Source organism: Streptomyces sp. NPDC057474, assembly GCF_042802555.1.
In the GTDB taxonomy this organism is placed as follows: domain Bacteria; phylum Actinomycetota; class Actinomycetes; order Streptomycetales; family Streptomycetaceae; genus Streptomyces.
Genome location: NZ_JBHVDX010000002.1, coordinates 25,089 through 42,068, shown reverse-complemented (window position 1 = coordinate 42,068; position 16,980 = coordinate 25,089). Strand labels below are relative to the sequence as shown.

16 protein-coding genes are annotated in these 16,980 nt (G+C 71.4%); 7 read left to right on the top strand and 9 right to left on the bottom strand.

Features of this window, described 5'->3' with window-relative positions; translation table 11 throughout:
- Window positions 1–84: 84 nt before the first annotated feature.
- Entirely contained in the window at window positions 85–510 is a 426-nt protein-coding gene (locus tag ACFU53_RS00820; RefSeq protein ID WP_383984326.1) for a pyridoxamine 5'-phosphate oxidase family protein, read from the top strand.
- Between the two features lie 13 nt (window positions 511–523).
- Window positions 524–1,249 (top strand): pyridoxal 5'-phosphate synthase, encoded by a 726-nt coding sequence (locus ACFU53_RS00815; RefSeq protein ID WP_383984323.1) that lies wholly within the window; start codon window positions 524–526, stop codon window positions 1,247–1,249.
- 79 nt (window positions 1,250–1,328) lie between these two features.
- Here ACFU53_RS00815 and ACFU53_RS00810 read toward each other — a convergent pair whose 3' ends face one another.
- The 5 genes from ACFU53_RS00810 to ACFU53_RS00790 all read right to left on the bottom strand — a co-directional run bounded on the left by ACFU53_RS00810 (window position 1,329) and on the right by ACFU53_RS00790 (window position 5,345).
- Complete coding sequence (locus ACFU53_RS00810) at window positions 1,329–2,714, bottom strand: DUF3500 domain-containing protein (protein ID WP_383984320.1); 1,386 nt, start codon at window positions 2,712–2,714, stop codon at window positions 1,329–1,331.
- 299 nt (window positions 2,715–3,013) lie between these two features.
- Window positions 3,014–3,808 carry a class I SAM-dependent DNA methyltransferase gene (locus ACFU53_RS00805; protein WP_383984317.1) on the bottom strand — a complete coding sequence of 265 codons (795 nt, stop codon included), beginning with the start codon at window positions 3,806–3,808 and terminating at the stop codon, window positions 3,014–3,016.
- Complete coding sequence (locus ACFU53_RS00800) at window positions 3,808–4,431, bottom strand: GNAT family N-acetyltransferase (RefSeq protein WP_383984314.1); 624 nt, start codon at window positions 4,429–4,431, stop codon at window positions 3,808–3,810. Before ACFU53_RS00800 ends, ACFU53_RS00805 begins: the two co-directional genes overlap by 1 nt.
- Window positions 4,432–4,455: 24 nt before the next feature.
- Window positions 4,456–4,884, bottom strand: coding sequence for a Zn-ribbon domain-containing OB-fold protein (locus ACFU53_RS00795; protein WP_383984311.1), 429 nt, complete (start codon window positions 4,882–4,884; stop codon window positions 4,456–4,458).
- 14 nt (window positions 4,885–4,898) lie between these two features.
- A complete protein-coding gene (locus ACFU53_RS00790) occupies window positions 4,899–5,345 on the bottom strand; it encodes a DoxX family protein (RefSeq protein ID WP_383984308.1) in 447 nt (148 codons plus the stop codon).
- A gap of 321 nt (window positions 5,346–5,666) precedes the next feature.
- Here ACFU53_RS00790 and ACFU53_RS00785 point away from each other — a divergent pair, with 321 nt between their 5' ends.
- The 4 genes from ACFU53_RS00785 (at window position 5,667) to ACFU53_RS00770 (ending at window position 11,281) form a co-directional block, all read left to right on the top strand.
- Window positions 5,667–6,878, top strand: a complete 1,212-nt coding sequence (locus tag ACFU53_RS00785; protein WP_383984305.1) for a flavin-containing monooxygenase — start codon at window positions 5,667–5,669, stop codon at window positions 6,876–6,878.
- 458 nt (window positions 6,879–7,336) lie between these two features.
- Window positions 7,337–9,589 (top strand): acetate--CoA ligase family protein, encoded by a 2,253-nt coding sequence (locus ACFU53_RS00780; RefSeq protein WP_383984302.1) that lies wholly within the window; start codon window positions 7,337–7,339, stop codon window positions 9,587–9,589.
- A 58-nt stretch (window positions 9,590–9,647) separates the two neighbouring features.
- Entirely contained in the window at window positions 9,648–10,523 is an 876-nt protein-coding gene (locus ACFU53_RS00775; protein ID WP_383984299.1) for an enoyl-CoA hydratase/isomerase family protein, read from the top strand.
- Between the two features lie 68 nt (window positions 10,524–10,591).
- Window positions 10,592–11,281: a flavin reductase family protein gene (locus tag ACFU53_RS00770; protein ID WP_383984296.1), complete on the top strand. Its 690-nt coding sequence runs from the start codon at window positions 10,592–10,594 to the stop codon at window positions 11,279–11,281.
- 117 nt (window positions 11,282–11,398) lie between these two features.
- Here ACFU53_RS00770 and ACFU53_RS00765 read toward each other — a convergent pair whose 3' ends face one another.
- Together ACFU53_RS00765 and ACFU53_RS00760 are read right to left on the bottom strand one after the other, a co-directional pair.
- Entirely contained in the window at window positions 11,399–11,935 is a 537-nt protein-coding gene (locus ACFU53_RS00765) for a hypothetical protein (protein ID WP_383984293.1), read from the bottom strand.
- Window positions 11,936–12,021: 86 nt separating this feature from the next.
- Window positions 12,022–13,464, bottom strand: coding sequence for an MFS transporter (locus ACFU53_RS00760; RefSeq protein ID WP_383984290.1), 1,443 nt, complete (start codon window positions 13,462–13,464; stop codon window positions 12,022–12,024).
- Between the two features lie 72 nt (window positions 13,465–13,536).
- On the opposite strand from ACFU53_RS00760, the gene ACFU53_RS00755 reads away from it, so the two are divergent.
- Window positions 13,537–14,709, top strand: coding sequence for a GlxA family transcriptional regulator (locus ACFU53_RS00755; protein WP_383984287.1), 1,173 nt, complete (start codon window positions 13,537–13,539; stop codon window positions 14,707–14,709).
- Here the strand turns inward: ACFU53_RS00755 and ACFU53_RS00750 are convergent.
- Window positions 14,699–15,748, bottom strand: coding sequence for a Zn-dependent alcohol dehydrogenase (locus ACFU53_RS00750; RefSeq protein ID WP_383984284.1), 1,050 nt, complete (start codon window positions 15,746–15,748; stop codon window positions 14,699–14,701). The genes ACFU53_RS00755 and ACFU53_RS00750 overlap by 11 nt on opposite strands.
- Window positions 15,749–15,760: 12 nt before the next feature.
- Window positions 15,761–16,954: an acyl-CoA dehydrogenase family protein gene (locus ACFU53_RS00745; RefSeq protein ID WP_383984282.1), complete on the bottom strand. Its 1,194-nt coding sequence runs from the start codon at window positions 16,952–16,954 to the stop codon at window positions 15,761–15,763.
- Between the last annotated feature and the right edge of the window lie 26 nt (window positions 16,955–16,980).

Genomic DNA, 16,980 nt, shown 5'->3' with positions numbered 1-16,980 from the left:
GGCGCCGGAATACGAGGCAAGCCGAGGGCGCTGAACCGACTCGGCAGACGAAGGCGTCCCCGTAGCAGTCCCGGAGGAAGTGACATGGCACTGTCCCGCAAGGAGCGCGAGGAATTTCTGGCCGAGGCTCATGTGGCCGCGTTGGCGGTGGACGCCGGGGAGGGGAGGGCGCCGTTGACGGTGCCGATCTGGTACCAGTACGAACCCGGGGGCGACATCTGGGTCATGACCGGGCCGGACACCCGCAAGAACCGGCTGATCCAGGCCGCCGGCCGCTTCTCCCTGATGATCGACCGCCTCGAACCCACCATCCGCTACGTCTCCGTCGAGGGCCCCGTCACCGACACGTCCCCCGCGACCCTCGACGACCTCCGTGAGATCTCCGCCCGCTACCTCCCGGCCGAAAAGGTCGACGGCTACGTCGACTTCGCCTCCAAGAACCACGGCGAACAGGTCATCATCCGTATGCGCCCCGAGAGGTGGGTCTCGTCCGACCTGGGCACGGTGTGAGACCGTCCCACCCATGAACGAGCCCCCTCCCCCGCCCCCTTCCCGGCCGCAGCCCCCCTCCCCGGCCTCCGCCCGGCCGTCCGAGTTCGTGCAGGCCCTGCGCGGGCTGCGGGTCTGGGATCCGCAGGTCAGCGCCCTGCCGTTGTTCGACCCGGCCGCGGCCCCCGCCGAGCCGGTGTCGCTCTTCGCCGCATGGTTCGGGGAGGTCGTGGCGGCCGGGGAGGTGGAGCCGCACACGATGTCGCTGGCCACGGCGGACGCGGAGGGGCGGCCGGACGTCCGTACGGTGATGCTGCACGACGTGGACGCGCGGGGCTGGCACTTCGCCTCGCACGCCGGCAGCCGCAAGGGACGGCAGCTCGCGGCCCGCCCGTACGCGTCCCTCGGCTTCTACTGGCCCCTACTCGGCCGCCAGGTACGGGTGCGGGGCCGGGTCACGGTCGAACCCGCCGAGGTCGCCCACGCCGATCTGCACACCCGCTCCACGGGTGCGCTGGCCGCAGCCCTCGTGGGCCACCAGAGCGAAGTCCTCTCCTCCTACGAGGAGTTGGAGCATGCCTCGGAGGCCGCCTGGGCGCGGGCCGAGCGGGAGCCGGACGTGGCCGTGCCGTCCTGGACGGCGTACGTCGTGGAGCCGGACGAGGTGGAGTTCTTCCAGGGGGACGCACGGCGACGGCACGTACGGCTCGACTACCGGCGGGAGGGGGACCGGTGGGCCACGGAGTTGCTGTGGCCCTGACAGACGTTTGACAGACCTACCAAACGTTTGGGAGATCTGCCCAACGTTTGGCAGACAGGTGCCGGGCAGCCGCACAAGGTCAGTGGTCGTTCTCCAGATGCAGCTTGAGAAGGTCGATGCCGTAGTCGCCCCCGTTGGGGGTGCGGATGATGGTGTGGATGTGCTGCTGGGTGGGGGTGCCGCCCGGACCGCCCATGCCGCCGCCACCGTTGTCACCGCTGCTGCTGTCCTTGTTGCCGTACGCGAGCGGGGACTGGGCGTCGTACTCGATGAGGACGACGGGGCTGTGCACGCGGTAGTAGAACGCCGAGTCGTCGTCGGTCTCGCCGATCCAGTAGAAGTACGTGTCGTCGAGGTGCTCCTCGACCTCCTTCATCTTCACGTCGGCGTGCGCGTCGGCCATGTTGCCGACGTAGACGCGGACGAGGGCGAGGAGCTTGTCGCGCTGGGCGTCGGTCCAGTCGGCGGCGGCGAGGCCCTGGTGGGCGAGCTGGAGGTTGTCCTGCCCGGCGCCGGCCTTCAGGTTGTCACCGGCCTTCGACTCGGACGAGATCACCTTCTTCCGCTGGGCGTCGGTGAGGGAGCGCAGGACGGTCAGACCGGCCTTGGTCTCCTTCGTGAACGTGGTGATCTTCTCGCCGTTGTACGTGGCGGAGGTCGGCTCGGAGCCCATGAAGGTCGGGGTCATCACGACCTGGTCGCCGAGGACGAAGTAGTTGATGGCCAGGTGGTGGCCCTCGTACTGGAAGCCCCACGGCTCGCTGGTGGACGGCGTGCCCATGAAGGTGAAGAAGTAGGCGCCCTCGGTGAGGGTGTCCTTGCCGCCGCCGTTGTACTCACCGAGGAACGCGTTCAGCTTCATGATGTTGCGGGACCGGGTGAGCCCGTCGGCGGAGAGCGCGGCACCGAGGAGCGCGTAGCCGAGTTCGCGCTGCTTCTCGGTCAGGTCGCCCATGCGGGCGCCCTCGCGCTCGTAGCCGTCGACGTTGCTCCAGGCCAGCCACTCGTCGTCCTCCACGTCGAAGACGGAGGCCTTCTTCTCCGCGCTGGTCAGCCCGTCCAGGAAGGCCTGCGCCTTCTGGACGACCTTGTCGGTCGACACGTCCGTGGAGTGGATCGAGTACAGATCGTCGACGACCTTGCCGTCGGCCGTGACACCGACGAAGTCCGCGTACTTCACCGCGCTGGCGCCCGGCCCCATGCCGCCTCCGCCACCACCCGGGCCGCCGGAGGGCATGCCGCTCGGGGCGGCCGAGGACGAGGACGAACTCGCCGTACCGGACGAGCCCGACGAACAGCCGGTCATCGTCGCCACGGCGGCGACACCGCCGGCCAGCAGCGCCTTGTTCATGAACCAGCGACGGGTGCGCTGGGCCTCGGAGGTGCGGGGGCGGTGACCGTGTGTGTGGGTGTGACCGTGGTCGTGCGGGTCAGGGTGGGCGTGAGCGTGGGCGTTCTCAGTCATGCGCCCAAGGTCGGGGGCGGAGCTGAAGCCTTTCTGAAGTGCGGCTGTGGGCGGGCTGTGCCGGGGCCGACGGCCGTGGTCAGGTCAGGCCACGTCAGGACCCGGCCCAACCGCCGGCCGCCCGCCTCAGCCCATCTCGCTCAGCCCTACTCGCCTCAGCCCATCTCGCTCAGCCCTTCTCGCCTCAGCCCATCTCGCTCAGCCCTACTCGCCTCAGCCCTACTCGCCTCAGCCCATCTCGCTCAGCCCTACTCGCCTCCGCCCTTCTCGCCTCAGCCCACTCCCTCAGCCCTTCTCGCTCAGGCCTTCTCCCACACGGACACATGCTTGGTGCTGTCGTTCGTGAACGGCTCCCCGTTCCACCCCGCCCAGCGGTCCCGCAGCCGCATCCCGGCCAGCCGGGCCATCAGATCCAGCTCGGCCGGCCAGACGTACCGGAATGGGATCGACCGGTACACCGGCCGCCCCTCGACGACCACCATGTGGTGCGACCTCAGCCCCTGCGTCGCCACGTCGTACGAGTCGAACCCCAGCCGCGTCGGCCCGACATGGAACGGCACCGCGTTCTGCCCCGGCGGCAGCCTCCGCAGGTCCGGCACCCCGACCTCGATCACGAAACAGCCGCCGGGCACGAGATGCGCGGCGGCGTTGCGGAAGCAGTCCACCTGGGCGTCCTGCGTGGTCAGGTTGTTGATCGTGTTGAAGACGAGGTAGGCGACGGTGAAGCCGGCGCCGTCCACCCGGGTCGTGGCGAAGTCCCCGATGGTGACCCCGATGTCCGCGCCGCCCGGCTTGGCCCGCATCCGCTCCACCATGGCCCGCGACATGTCGATGCCGTGCACCGGCACACCCCGCCGGGCGAGCGGCAGGGCGATCCGCCCGGTGCCGACCCCGAACTCCAGCGCCCGCGCGCCCCCTCCCGGCCCACCCGCGAGACCGGCGATCAACTCCACGGCCGGGTCGACGGCCTCCGGACCGAACATGTCGGAGGACGGGTCGTCGTAGTGCGCGGCGACGGCTTCGCCGAAGTACCCGTCGGGGTCGTCGACGGTCTCGTACCCGCTCCCGAACACGTTGTCGTCATCCGCGCTCATCAGATCCCTCCCGGTGCCGGGTCCGTGGCCAGCCGTGCGTGCAGGTGCGCGTCCCGGAAGGCGTCATGGCGCCCCTCGTCGAACGCCGCCCCGCGCGCGGTCCCCTCGTACGGGAACCCGCACAGCTCGGCGATACGGCAGGACGCGGCATGGCCGACGACATGGCCGAGTTCGAGCCGGTGGATGTCGAACCCGGAGAAGGCCCAGCGGGCCGCGAGGTCGAGGGCGCGGGTGGCGACCCGGCGGCCACGGGCCTCGGGCAGCACCCAGTAGCCGACGACGGCCCTTCGCAGATACGCGTCGATCCCGCTCAAACCGACCTGCCCGAGCGTCACCCCGCTCTCCGCGTCCGCGACCCGGAAGGCCACGGTCTTCCCCTCCGCGGCGGACTCGGCCCGCTGCCGCAAGGACTCCCGGGCGCCCTCAAAGCTCCCGTCCAGCGTCATGGGCGTGTTCCACCGCCGGAACTCCGGATCGCTGCGCCCCCGGAACCACGCCTCGACATCCGCGTCGGACTCGGCGTCCCAGGCACACAGCCGCAGCCCGTGACCGTGCGGCTCGGCGGAAGGCCGACGGGAAGGATCAGGGATCGGGCCAGCGGATCGCTCATCAGTACGGCTCACGCCCCCATTGAAACGCGTAGCCCCTCACGGCCGCGCGCGAAATACGGGCACCACGAAGCCCCCGGCCTCCCGGAAGGCGACCTCCAACCCCATCCCCATGCGCAGTTCCTCGCACTCCACGACCTCGGTCATCATCCGCGGCCCCTCGACGAGATCGACGACCGCGGCGACGTACGGCGTCCGCTCCCCGAAGGGCGGAAGGTCGTTGCGGTGGACGACGGACCAGGTGTAGAGCGTGGCGCGCCCGGAGGCCTCCTCCCAGCGCACGTCCTCGCTCCAGCAGTACGGGCAGAACTCACGCGGATAGTGATGGGCGCGCCCGCAGCCCGCCGCCTCGCAACGCCGCAGGAGCAGCCGCCCGTCGGCCGCCGCGTCCCAGTACGTACGGGTGAAGCCGTCGACCTCGGGCAGATCGAACCGCGCGGCACCGCCACCGCCACCGCCGCCACCCATCAGTAGCACCCCATTCAGAACAATCCCAGCGCACTGTCGACGGACCACGTCTGCCAGGACATCCCGAACAGCCCCACCACCGAGATCAGCGCCATCATCGAGTTCTGTCCCTGCTCGGCCCAGTCGTGGATCATCAGCACGAGGTAGAGGATGTTGAGCAGCAACCCGCCCACGAGCGCGACCGGCGTGAGAATCCCGAGGATCAGCCCGAGCCCGAGGGCGAGTTCGGCGTAGGCGACGACATAGGCCATCGCCTTGGGCCGAGGCTTCACCACCACATCGAACCCGCTCCGCACCGCCTCCCACCGATGCTTCCCCGCCACCCCCGCCGCCCACGCGATCCCGGCCCCCTCGAACCACGTCTTCTTGTCCTTGTGCCGCCAACTCTCCAGCCACCACAGGCCGAGCCCGATACGGAGGACGGCCAGCCATTCGGCACCACTGAGCCAGATCGTGTCCATGGACATCGCCCTTCCGCACCCAAGCGGGGTATCTGACGGTACGTCAGTTCAGCGGATGGTGGATGGATGCGCAAGACGCACGGACCGACCGCCGACGCGTCGGCCCGCGCGTGGGCCGACACCGCACGCCCGCCGGCCAGGGGCGCAGCCCCAAGGAATGCGCCCCTATCCCCCACCCCCGTACGCCGCCACCTCCTCTCCACATACCAGGAGATCTACGCCACAGACCCCACCCACCCCTCCTACACCCGTGATCAATCCGCAACCAATTCCGGGCTTGACCGAGACCCATCAAGTGAGCGTGTGAATACGCTCGGGCACATGGCCGACTCCAGAGCTTCCGCTACCCCTGTCTCCGACCGCCCCGTCTATGTGATCGGCGGCGGTCCCGGGGGGCTCGCCGTCGCGTACGCGTTGCGGGCTCAGGGGGTGCGGGCCGTGGTGCTGGAGAAGGCGGACAGGGTCGGGGCTTCCTGGCGGCGGCACTACGACCGGCTGCACCTGCACACCACCCGGCGCCTGTCGGGCCTGCCCGGCCTGCCCATGCCGCGCCGTTTCGGCCGGTGGGTGTCGCGGGACAACGTGGTGCGCTACCTGGAGAAGTACGCCGAGGTGCACCAGCTGGAGATCGTGACCGGCGTCGAGGTGTCGCGCGTCGAGCGGAGCGCGGACGGCACCGGCTGGCTGCTGCACGCCACCGGCGGTCGCGAGCTGACCGGCAGCGCGGTCGTCGTAGCCACCGGCTACAACCACACGCCCCACATCCCCGACTGGCCCGGCCGGGACTCGTACGCCGGCGACCTGGTGCACGCCTCCGAGTACCGCAACCCCGAGCCGTACGCCGGCCGTGACGTCCTCGTCGTCGGCATCGGCAACACCGGAGCCGAGATCGCCGTCGACCTCGTCGAGGGCGGGGCGCGGCGCGTACGGCTCGCGGTGCGGACGGCCCCGCACATCGTGCGCCGGTCGACCGCCGGGTGGGCGGCCCAGTACACGGGCGTCCTCGTACGGCGGCTGCCGGTCGCCCTCGTGGACCGGCTCGCCAAGCCGATGGCGAAGCTCAGCGTGCCGGACCTGTCGGCGCACGGCCTGACCCGGCCCGACACCGGCCTCTACTCCCGGGTGAACGAGGGCTCCATTCCGGTGCAGGACGTCGGGCTCATCGACGCCGTACGGAAGGGGAAGGTCGAGATCGTCGGCCCGGTCGAGGGGTTCGAGGACGGCAAGGTCGTCCTCGGCGACGGCAGCCGGATCGAGACCGACGCCGTGATCGCCGCCACCGGCTACCGGCGCGCCCTGGAGGGGCTCGTCGAACACCTCGATGTGCTCGACGGGCGGGGGAAGCCGGTCGTGCACGGGCCGCGCTCTCCCAAGAACGCCCCTGGCCTGTACTTCACCGGCTTCACCAACCCCATCAGCGGCATGTTCCGCGAACTCGCCCTCGACGCCGAGAAGATCGCCAAGGCGGTCGCGAAGACGGGCGGGGTCGCCACGCGCGACGCGGTCACCGTACGGATCCGCACCACGCGCTGAGCGAACGACCGGGCGACCTGACATCCCTGGCACCCTGGGCCTGTGGTCAGGCCCAGGTTCAGGCCCGGGTCCAGACCCAAGCCCCGTCCCTGGCCCCGTATCTGGCCTCGTCCCTGGCCCCGTCCCCGGATCAGTTCGCGGGTGCACGCCGACCGCACCCGTCGTCCCACGTGTCTCCGTGTCTCCGTGTCTCGTGTCTCCGTGTCTCCGTGTCTCCGCCGGAGAGCGTGCGCGGAACATACCGGCGCGGCTGCAGACCGACGCGGTCGTATACGTCTGACCGCCGCCCCGCGCGGGTACAACTTCCTTACCGCCGCGTAACTTTGCTCGCACACCCATTCCTGACACAGCGTCAGTTCAGTAGTCTGAAATCTGACGTAGCGTCAGATACGTGACTACGTCATCGCGTCACCGCGTCACGTCACTGAATTGGCTGTCACACAGGAGCGGGCGGACCGATGCTTGGATCAACCCACGGCACCCTCACCACCGACTCCCGCCGGGCCCGGGCCATCGCGTGCGGCGAGCACCCCGCGCAGGTCGTGCACGGCAGGCCCGCAGAGGCCGGCGACCTGGACGTCAGCGGGCGCCCGCTGTACGCCGACGTCCCCGATCTGGACCGTTTGTTCCGCCCGGAATCCGTGGCCGTCGTCGGCGCCTCGGACACGGAGGGCCGGCCGAACACCGGGATCACCCGGCAGTTGCTCGCCTGGTCCGAACGGGTGGGCGCCCGGCTGCACCCCGTGCACCCCACGCGCGAGTCGGTCTTCGGCATCCCCTGCGTCCCTTCCGTCGCCGACCTTCCCGAACAGGTCGATCTCGCCGTACTGCTCCTCTCCGACCCCCTCCCCGTGATCGGCGAACTGGCCGAGGCCAAGGTGAAGTTCGCCGTCGCCTTCGCCTCCGGGTTCGCCGAGACCGGCGCGGAGGGCGCCGCCGCGCAGGAGCGGCTGGCCGCCGCCGTGGCCCGCTCCGACGGTCTGCGGCTGCTCGGCCCCAACACCAACCTCAACGCCTTCGAGCGCTTCCGCGACGACCTCGACGGCCCGGCGATCGCGCTGATCACCCAGTCCGGCCACCAGGGCCGCCCCGTCTTCTCCCTCCAGGAACTCGGCATCCGCCTCTCCCACTGGGCCCCCACCGGCAACGAGGCCGACCTGGAGACCGCCGACTTCATCTCCTACTTCGCCGAGCGCCCCGAGGTCGGCGCCATCGCCGCTTACGTCGAGGGTCTCAAGGACGGCCGCGCCTTCCTCCTCGCCGCCGACCGGGCCGCCCGGCGCGGTGTCCCCGTCGTCGCCGTCAAGGTCGGCCGCACCGAGACCGGCGCCCGCACCGCCGCCTCCCACACCGGCAAGCTCACCGGCGCTGACGCGGTGGTCGACGCGGCGATGCGGCAGTACGGAGTGATCCGCGTCGACGGGCTCGACGAACTCCAGGACACGGCCACCCTGTTGGCACGGGCACGGCGGCCACGCACCCCAGGACCGGCCTCCCCGAGGGCCGAGGGCGTCGTCGTCTATTCGATCTCCGGCGGCACGGGCGCGCACTTCGCCGACCTGGCCACCGAGGCCGGACTGCCGCTCCCCACGCTCTCCGATGCCAAGCAGGCCGAGCTGCACCAGTGGATCCCCGACTATCTGAGCGTGGCCAACCCCGTCGACAACGGCGGCCACCCGGTGGGCGACTGGCGCGGCCCCCGCATCCTCGACGCGATCCTCGACGACCCGGCGGTGGGGGTGCTGATCTGCCCCATCACGGGCCCCTTCCCGCCGATGAGCGACAAGCTCGCCCAGGACCTGGTGGCCGCCGCGGAGCGGACGGACAAGCTGGTGTGCGTGGTGTGGGGGTCGCCGGTGGGCACCGAGGCCGCGTACCGCGAGACGCTGCTCGGGTCGTCCCGGGTGGCGACCTTCCGTACCTTCGCCAACTGCATCACGGCCGTCCGAGCCCACCTCGACCACACCCGCTTCACCAGCGCCTACCGCTCCCCCTTCGACGAGGCACCCCGCTCCCCGTCGCCCTCCTTCCGCAAGGCGAAGGCGCTGATGCGGCCGGGGCAGCAGCTGAGCGAGCACGCGGCCAAGCAACTGCTGCGCGCGTACGGGATACGGGTGCCGCGCGAGCAGTTGGTGACCAGTGCGGCGGCGGCCGTACGCGCGGCGAGCCTCGTCGGCTACCCGGTGGTGATGAAGGCGTCCGGCGCCCGCATCGCCCACAAGACGGAACTCGGCCTGGTGAAGATCGGCCTGACCTCCGCGAGCCAGATCCGCGACGCCTATCGCGAACTGACCGACATCGCCCGCTACGAGGACGTCTCCCTCGACGGGGTGTTGGTCTGCCAGATGGTCGAGCGGGGTGTTGAGATGGTCGTGGGCGTCACGCACGACGACCTCTTCGGGCCCACGGTCACTGTCGGCCTCGGCGGCGTCCTCGTGGAGGTCCTCCGCGACTCCGCCGTACGCGTGCCCCCCTTCGCCGAGGACCAGGCCCACGCCATGCTCGCCGAACTGCGCGGGCGGGCCCTGCTGGACGGGGTGCGCGGGGCTCCCCCGGCCGACGTGGACGCCCTCGTGGAGGTCGTGCTCCGCGTGCAGCGCATGGCGCTCGAACTCGGGGACGAGATAGCGGAGTTGGACATCAACCCGCTGATGGTGCTGCCGAGGGGGCAGGGGGCGGTGGCCCTGGACGCGCTGGCGGTGTGCCGCTGAGCGCCGGCACAAGACACCCAGGACGACCGTCACTACCCGTAAGATCAGGAGCACCCACATGTCCGCTTCCCCCCTTGAACATCCCGAAAAATCCCGTGACTCATTGATACTGCACGCCACTGACAACGCCGTCTCGTGGATCACCCTCAATCGCCCCGAGGCGATGAACGCCATCACTCCTGCCCAGCGAGAACGCCTCATCCAGCTCCTCTCCGACGCCTCCGCCGACCCCGCCGTACGCGCGGTCGTCCTCACCGCGACGGGCCGCGGCTTCTGCGCGGGGGCGGACCTGCGGGGCGCGGCGGCCGGCGGCGGATCGGCGGGCGGCAGCTCGACCGGCGGCAGCTCGACCGGCGGCGATGGGGCGCGTGTGGCCGGTGACGTGGCGCGCATGATCCGCCTCGGCGCCCAGCGGCTCGTCGCGGCCGTCCTCGACTGCGAGAAGCCGGTGATCGCGGCGGTGAACGGCACGGCGGCCGGCATCGGCGCGCACCTCGCCCTCGCGTGCGACCTCGTACTCGCGGCCGAAGAGGCCCGCTTCATCGAGGTGTTCGTACGGCGCGGTCTCGTCCCCGACGGGGGCGGCGCGTATCTGCTCCCCCGTCTCGTCGGCCCCCACCGGGCGAAGGAGCTGATGTTCTTCGGCGACGCCCTGTCCGCCGCCGACGCGGAGCGCCTCGGCCTCGTCAACCGTGTCGTCCACGCCCAGGACCTGGAGAAGACGGCCCGCGAGTGGGCCGAACGCCTCGCCGCCGGCCCGACCCGGGCCCTGGCGTTGACCAAACATCTGGTCAACACCTCCCTCGACACCGACCGTGCCACCGCCTTCGCCGCCGAGGCCTCCGCGCAGGAGATCAACATGACGACGGCGGACGCCCAGGAGGGCGTGGCGAGCTTCGTGGAACGGCGGACACCGCACTACGAGGGCCACTGACGGCCGCAGGAAACCGTTACGGGACCGGACTTCACTTCTGACGGGCCGTCAGTTTCAATAGTGAGGTGATGGGACATGCGGGAATGGCAGCCGCCGCCGTCCGCTATCTGGGTGCGGACCCGGCGGACAGAAGCCGTAGGACGACGGACGCGGAACCGGTCGTCGAAGCACTGCCGCGCCCCGAGCTGCGCTGCGTCCGCGCGGACGAGCGCGCGCCGGTCGACCAGGCCGAATTCCGGCGCGTACTGGGCAACTTCGCAACGGGCGTCACAGTGATCACCGCACCGGCGTCGACCCCGGCGACCCCGGCGACCCACGAATCCGACCGCACGGAGCACCCGACCGAGCACCCCGACGACCGTCCCGCCGGCTTCGCCTGCCAGTCGTTCTCGTCCCTCTCGCTCGATCCGCCGCTGGTCGCGTTCTTGGTCGGCCGTACGTCGACGACCTGGCCCCGGATCGCCCGCGCGGGCGTCTTCTGTGTGAACGTACTCAGCGCGGAGCAAGGCGAGTTGTGCCGGCGTTTCGCGGTGAGCGGCGCGGACAAGTTCGCCGGTGTCGCCCACGCCCCGGCCCCCGCCACGGGCTCCCCCCGCCTCACCGGCGCCGCCGCATGGATCGACTGCACGATCCACGCCGTACACACCGGCGGCGACCACCTGATCGTGGTGGGCCGGGTGCAGGCGCTGGGCACGGGTGGCGAAGCTGTGTCACCACTGCTGTTCCACAGGGGACGGTTCGGGGAGCTCAGGGCCTGACAGCCGGACGGTCCGGGAGCGACGTGAGGCGCTGGGTATGACGCAGGCGCAACTCGCGCAGCGCCGGGGTGCCACCCCCACCCCTGCGCCCACGCCCGCAACCGCAACCGCAACCGACTACCCCATCACCAGCCCACCCACGACCACCACACACAGCACAACCAGCGTCCCCCACGTGAGGATCGCCGCGCAGGGCTGGACGGGGCGGCCGGCGTCGGCGCGTACGAGGGTGTAGTGCGCGGTCAGGGCCAGGGGCAGGACCGCCGCGTAGAGCGCGAGGCCGGTGAGGTTCCAGGACGGGACGGCCAGGGCGGGGAGCACCCACAGGGTGCAGGCGGGAGGGATCCACCACCAGGCGATCCGGCCCGTGAGCTGCCGTGCGGTCCAGTGGGCGAGCAGGACGGCCGGGAGGACGTACGCCGCGGTCAGCAGGGTGGCGGCGAGCAGGATCAGCAGGAGCAGCAACGGAGCGACGGCGAAGGCCGCGAAAGCCGCTCCACCCCCGGGCCCCGGCCGGGCACCGAGTCCCATCAGGAACAGCGCCGCGCACAGCAGCGCGCCCTCCACGCCCAGCACCGCCATGGACACCGCCGACGGCGTGGCCCCTTTCCGGACCGCGCCCTCCCCCGTCACCCCAGCCGTTGCCATGTACATCGCCAGTGCCCCTCCCGCCTACAGGGAGTGTGCCCCGGCCGAAACGGTTGCGACGCGCGGGGTCCCGGCCGAAGCCGCGGGGCGGGTCAGGCCACCGCCACCTCCGCCCTCCCCACCGGCCGCCGCCGGATCACCAGGGCCATCAGTGCCGCCGCCGCGCACAGCGCACCCGATGCGTACCAGACGACGTCGTACGAGCCGAAGGTGTCGCGGGCGAGGCCGCCGAGGAAGGCGACGAGGGCGGCGCCGACCTGGTGGGAGGCGAGGACCCAGCCGAAGACGATGGCGCTGTCGGCGCCGTAGTGCTCGCGGCACAGCGCCATGGTGGGCGGGACGGTGGCGACCCAGTCAAGGCCGTAGAAGACGATGAAGAAGATCATCGGGAGGTGGACGGCGGGCGCCAGCAGTATGGGGAGGAAGAGGAGCGAGATACCCCGGAACGCGTAGTACACCGCCAGCAGCCGCCGCGAGTCGAAGCGGTCCGTGAACCAGCCCGAGGCGATCGTGCCGAGGACGTCGAAGATTCCGATGACGGCCAGCAGCGAGGCCGCCGCCGTGATGGGCATGTGCTCGTCGTGGGCGGCAGGTATGAAGTGGGTCTGGATGAGGCCGTTGGTGGAGGCGCCGCAGATCGCGAAGGTGGCGGCGAGGAGCCAGAACGGCCCGGTCCGCATCGCCGAGAAGAGCACCGTCACCGCCCGCCGCGCAGCCCCCTGCACCGGTCCGGGCTTCGGCACGAACTCCTTCGCCCCGTACGGCTTCAGCCCCACGTCCGCCGGGTGGTCCCGCAGCAGCAGCCATACGAAGGGGACGACGGCCAGGGCGGCGAGGGCGACGGTGACGGAGGCGGGCCGCCAGCCGCGCTCGGAGACGATCCACGACAGCAGGGGGAGGAAGATCAGCTGCCCGGACGCCGAGGCGGCGGTCAGGATGCCCGAGACCAGGCCGCGTCGTTCGGTGAACCAGCGGTCGGTGACGGTCGCCGCGAAGGCCAGCGCCATCGAACCGGAGCCGAGCCCCACCAGCAGACCCCAGCAGAGCATCAGCTGCCAGGCCGAGGTCATCCACACCGTCGAACCTGCCCCGAGCGCGATCACCGTCAGGGCGACCGCGACGACCCGGCGGATGCCGAAGCGGTCCATCAGCGCGGCGGCGAAGGGGGCCGTCAGGCCGTACAGCGCCAGGTTGATCGAGACCGCCGACGCGATCGTGCCGCGCGACCAGTGGAACTCGGCGTGCAACGGATCGATCAGCAGACCCGGCAGCGAACGGAAGGCCGCCGCGCCGATGATCGTCACGAAGGTGACGGCGGCGACGAACCAGGCGCGGTGAATACGGGGCCGCCCGGCGAGGCGGGAATCGGCGGGACGGGTATCGGCGGGACGGGTATCGGCGGGGCCCCGGTGGGCGGCAGCGGTACAGGCGTCGGCGGCGGTACGGGCGTCGGCAGCGGTACGGGCGTCTGCAGCGGAGGCGGTGGCACGAGCGTCGTCGTCGGCGGTACGAGCGTCGTCGGCTGTCTGGGTCATGCCATCAAGCTTCCCGACCTGCGGCCTTCTCGAACGAGTGGCCTGAAGGACAGTATTCATTAGGATCGAGCCATGACCGCCGAGCCGACCACCGAGGCCGTTGCCAAGCCCCCCACCGACGCCGCTGCCGATTCCGAGGCCGAGGCGGCGGAGGCCGACGCTGAGCGCACTGCCGAGCCCACCACCGGGCCTACAACCGAGCCCACCGCCCATCCCCCCGCCCGCCACCGCGTCGTGGTCCTCGCCCTCGACGGGCTGCTCCCCTTCGAGCTGGGCATCCCGCAGCGCATCTTCGGCAAGGCGCGGGACGTGGCGGGGCGGCCGCTGTACGACATCGTCACCTGCTCGGTCCGGCCGCCCGGCCCGGTGGAGACGGACGCCGACTTCGAGATCCTTGTCCCGAACGGCCCGGAGACCCTCGCCACCGCCGACACGGTCGTCGTCCCCGCCTCGTACGAACTCGGCCCGGTCTACGAGGACGGCGTCCTCACTCCCCAACTGGCGGCCGCCCTCGCCCACATCCGCCCCGGCACCAGACTGGTCTCCATCTGCACCGGCGGCTACGTCCTCGCCGCAGCGGGCTTCCTCGACGGCCGCCCGGCGACCACGCACTGGTACCACGCCGAGCACTTCCAGCGGCTCTTCCCGAAGGTCCGGGTCGACGCGGACGTCCTCTTCGTCGACGACGGCGACGTCCTCACCTCGGCGGGCGTCGCGGCCGGCATCGACCTGTGCCTGCATCTCGTACGACGGGACCACGGCACCGGCGTCGCCAACGACGTGGCCCGGCGCACGGTCGTACCGCCGCACCGGGACGGCGGGCAGGCCCAGTACATCCAGCGGCCGCTGCCCGAGCCGCAGAGCGCGACCACGACCGCCGCCCGCGCCTGGGCCCTGGGGCGCCTCCACAAACCGATCCAGCTCCGGGACATGGCCGAGCAGGAGTCGATGTCCGTCCGCACCTTCACGCGCCGCTTCCGCGAGGAGGTCGGCATCAGCCCGGGCCAGTGGCTCACCCGGCAACGCGTCGAACGGGCCCGCCACCTCCTGGAGTCCACCGACCTCTCCGTGGACCAGGTCGCCCACTACGCGGGCTTCGGCACGGCCCAGTCGATGCGCCAGCATCTGCAGGGCGTGCTGGGGGTGACTCCGACGGCGTACCGACGGACGTTCAAGGCGGAGGGGACCGGGCGCGCGGAGGTAGCCGGGCATGGCCGACCTGCCCGGCCGGTGTCTAGAAGGTGAGCACCGCCCGCGCCACCCGCCCCTCCCCCGCGTCCTCCGCCGCCTTCGCGAAGTCCTCCATCGGATACGTGGCCGTGACCAGCTCGTCCAGGAGAAGGCGGCCCTCCCGGTACAGGTCGGCGTAGAGGGCGATGTCCCGTTGCGGGCGGGACGAGCCGTACCGGCACCCCAGGATCGACTTGTCCAGATAGAGGGAGGAGACGAGGAAGGACGCCTCGGCGGTCGCCGCCGGCACCCCCAGCAGTACCGCCTGACCACGCCGGTCCAGCAGATCGATTGCCTGGCGGATGAGTTCGACGCGGCCGACGCACTCGAAGGCGTGGTCGGCGCCCGTGGGGAGGATGTCCCGCACGCCCTCCACGGACGTCAGGAAGTGCGTGGCCCCAAACCGCCGCGCCACCGCCTCCTTCTCCGGATTGGCGTCCACCGCGACGATCCGCGTCGCCCCCGCGATCCGCGCGCCCTGGACGACGTTGAGCCCGATCCCCCCGGCCCCGATCACGACGACACCGTCCCCCCGGTCGACGCGCGCCCGGTTGAGCACCGCGCCCACGCCGGTCAGTACCCCGCACCCGATCAGCGCGGCGGAGGTCAGCGGGATGTCCTTCGGTATCCGTACGGCCTGCACGGCCTTGACCACCGTCTTCTCCGCGAAGGCGGAATTCGCGGCGAACTGGAAGACCTCCCGACCGCCCCGCGAGAACGGCCGCGTGGGCCGCCCGATCGCCCGACGGCACATGGTCGGCCGCCCCCGGTCGCAGTCGGCGCAGGCCCCGCAGTTGGCGAGGGTGGACAGGGCCACATGGTCCCCGGGCCGGACATGCCGGACCCCCGCACCCACCTCCTCGACGACCCCCGCGCCCTCGTGTCCCAGCACCACCGGAACCGGAAACGGAATCGTCCCGTCCATCACCGACAGGTCGCTGTGGCAGAGCCCGGCGGCCGAGACGGCCACCCGCACCTCGCCCGGGCCCGGGTCCCGTACGTCCAGATCGTCGACGACCTCGGCCCGCTTCCCGTCGAACACCACTCCGCGCATGGCCTCCACCCCTCAGCCTCTCGGCTCCTTCGGCAGACCGAGCACCCGCTCGGCGATGATCGTGCGCTGCACCTCGTCCGAACCGCCGTAGATGGTGTCGGCCCGGCTGAACAGGTACAGATGCTGGAACGGCTCCAGTTCGTACGGCTCCTCCGCCGACCACTCGCTCGGCCCCACCACCGCCCCCGCCCCCCGCACCTCCATCGCCAGCTCCCCGAGCCGCCGATGCCACCGCCCCCACAGCAACTTGGCCACACTCGGCGCGCCGACCTCCGCGCCCCCGCCCCCCGGCCGGGACCCGGAGCCGCCCCCCGGACCACCCTCCGAACCGCCCAGCGTCCGCAGGGCGTTCCACCGCATCACCCGCAGCTCGGTCCACTGCCGTACGAGACGATCGCGTACGACGGGATCGTCCACAGCCCCGCTGTCCACGGCGGCCCGTACTACGTCCCCCAACTCCTCCTCGAACCCGATCTGCTGGGCGAGGGTCGACACCCCCCGCTCGAAGCCGAGGAGACCCATGGCGACCCGCCAGCCGTTCCCCTCGCCCCCGACGACGTGCTCCGCGCGGGCGTGCGCCCCGTCGAAGAACACCTCGTTGAACTCGCTCGTCCCGGTCATCTGCCGGATCGGCCGTACCTCGATCCGCCCCGGCTGGTCCATGGGCACGAGCAGCAGCGACAGCCCGTGATGGCGTCTGGACCCCGCCTCGGTACGGGCCAGCACGAAGCACCAGTCGGCCTCATGGGCGAGCGAGGTCCAGATCTTCTGCCCGGTGATCCGGTACGACCCGTCCGCCGAACGCTCCGCCTTCGTCCGCACCCCGGCGAGGTCCGACCCGGCCCCGGGTTCGCTGTACCCCTGACACCAGAGCTCGTCACCGCGCGCGACCGCCGGCAGAAACCGCCGCTTCTGCTCCTCGCTTCCGAAGGCGATCAGCGTCGGCGCGAGCAACTTCTCCCCGATGTGCCCCGACCGAGCGGGCAACCCGGCCCGCGCGTACTCCTCGGCCCACACGACTTGCCGAGTGAGCGTGGCAGTCCGATTCCCGTATCCGCCCTCCCCCCACCCGATCCCGATCCACCCGGCGGCCCCCAGCGTCCGTTCCCACGCCCGCCGGTCCTGCCCCACCCCGGCGTGCGCCCCCAACCACGCCCTCACTTCCGCCCGGAACGCCTCGTCCTCTTCACCGAACCCGAACTCCATGCCACCTCCAAGGTGAACCGGTACGG

What these genes read in the sequence shown, in the direction of transcription:
- ACFU53_RS00765 (WP_383984293.1), bottom strand. Translation starts at nt 11,935, where the DNA reads ATGTACATGGCAACGGCTGGGGTGACGGGGGAGGGCGCGGTCCGGAAA.
- ACFU53_RS00760 (WP_383984290.1), bottom strand. Translation starts at nt 13,464, where the DNA reads ATGACCCAGACAGCCGACGACGCTCGTACCGCCGACGACGACGCTCGT.
- ACFU53_RS00750 (WP_383984284.1), bottom strand. Translation starts at nt 15,748, where the DNA reads ATGCGCGGAGTGGTGTTCGACGGGAAGCGGGCCGAGGTCGTCGACGAT.
- ACFU53_RS00805 (WP_383984317.1), bottom strand. Translation starts at nt 3,808, where the DNA reads ATGAGCGCGGATGACGACAACGTGTTCGGGAGCGGGTACGAGACCGTC.
- ACFU53_RS00745 (WP_383984282.1), bottom strand. Translation starts at nt 16,954, where the DNA reads ATGGAGTTCGGGTTCGGTGAAGAGGACGAGGCGTTCCGGGCGGAAGTG.
- ACFU53_RS00780 (WP_383984302.1), top strand. Translation starts at nt 7,337, where the DNA reads ATGCTTGGATCAACCCACGGCACCCTCACCACCGACTCCCGCCGGGCC.
- ACFU53_RS00770 (WP_383984296.1), top strand. Translation starts at nt 10,592, where the DNA reads ATGGGACATGCGGGAATGGCAGCCGCCGCCGTCCGCTATCTGGGTGCG.
- ACFU53_RS00820 (WP_383984326.1), top strand. Translation starts at nt 85, where the DNA reads ATGGCACTGTCCCGCAAGGAGCGCGAGGAATTTCTGGCCGAGGCTCAT.
- ACFU53_RS00790 (WP_383984308.1), bottom strand. Translation starts at nt 5,345, where the DNA reads ATGGACACGATCTGGCTCAGTGGTGCCGAATGGCTGGCCGTCCTCCGT.
- ACFU53_RS00795 (WP_383984311.1), bottom strand. Translation starts at nt 4,884, where the DNA reads ATGGGTGGCGGCGGTGGCGGTGGCGGTGCCGCGCGGTTCGATCTGCCC.
- ACFU53_RS00815 (WP_383984323.1), top strand. Translation starts at nt 524, where the DNA reads ATGAACGAGCCCCCTCCCCCGCCCCCTTCCCGGCCGCAGCCCCCCTCC.
- ACFU53_RS00775 (WP_383984299.1), top strand. Translation starts at nt 9,648, where the DNA reads ATGTCCGCTTCCCCCCTTGAACATCCCGAAAAATCCCGTGACTCATTG.
- ACFU53_RS00755 (WP_383984287.1), top strand. Translation starts at nt 13,537, where the DNA reads ATGACCGCCGAGCCGACCACCGAGGCCGTTGCCAAGCCCCCCACCGAC.
- ACFU53_RS00785 (WP_383984305.1), top strand. Translation starts at nt 5,667, where the DNA reads ATGGCCGACTCCAGAGCTTCCGCTACCCCTGTCTCCGACCGCCCCGTC.
- ACFU53_RS00810 (WP_383984320.1), bottom strand. Translation starts at nt 2,714, where the DNA reads ATGACTGAGAACGCCCACGCTCACGCCCACCCTGACCCGCACGACCAC.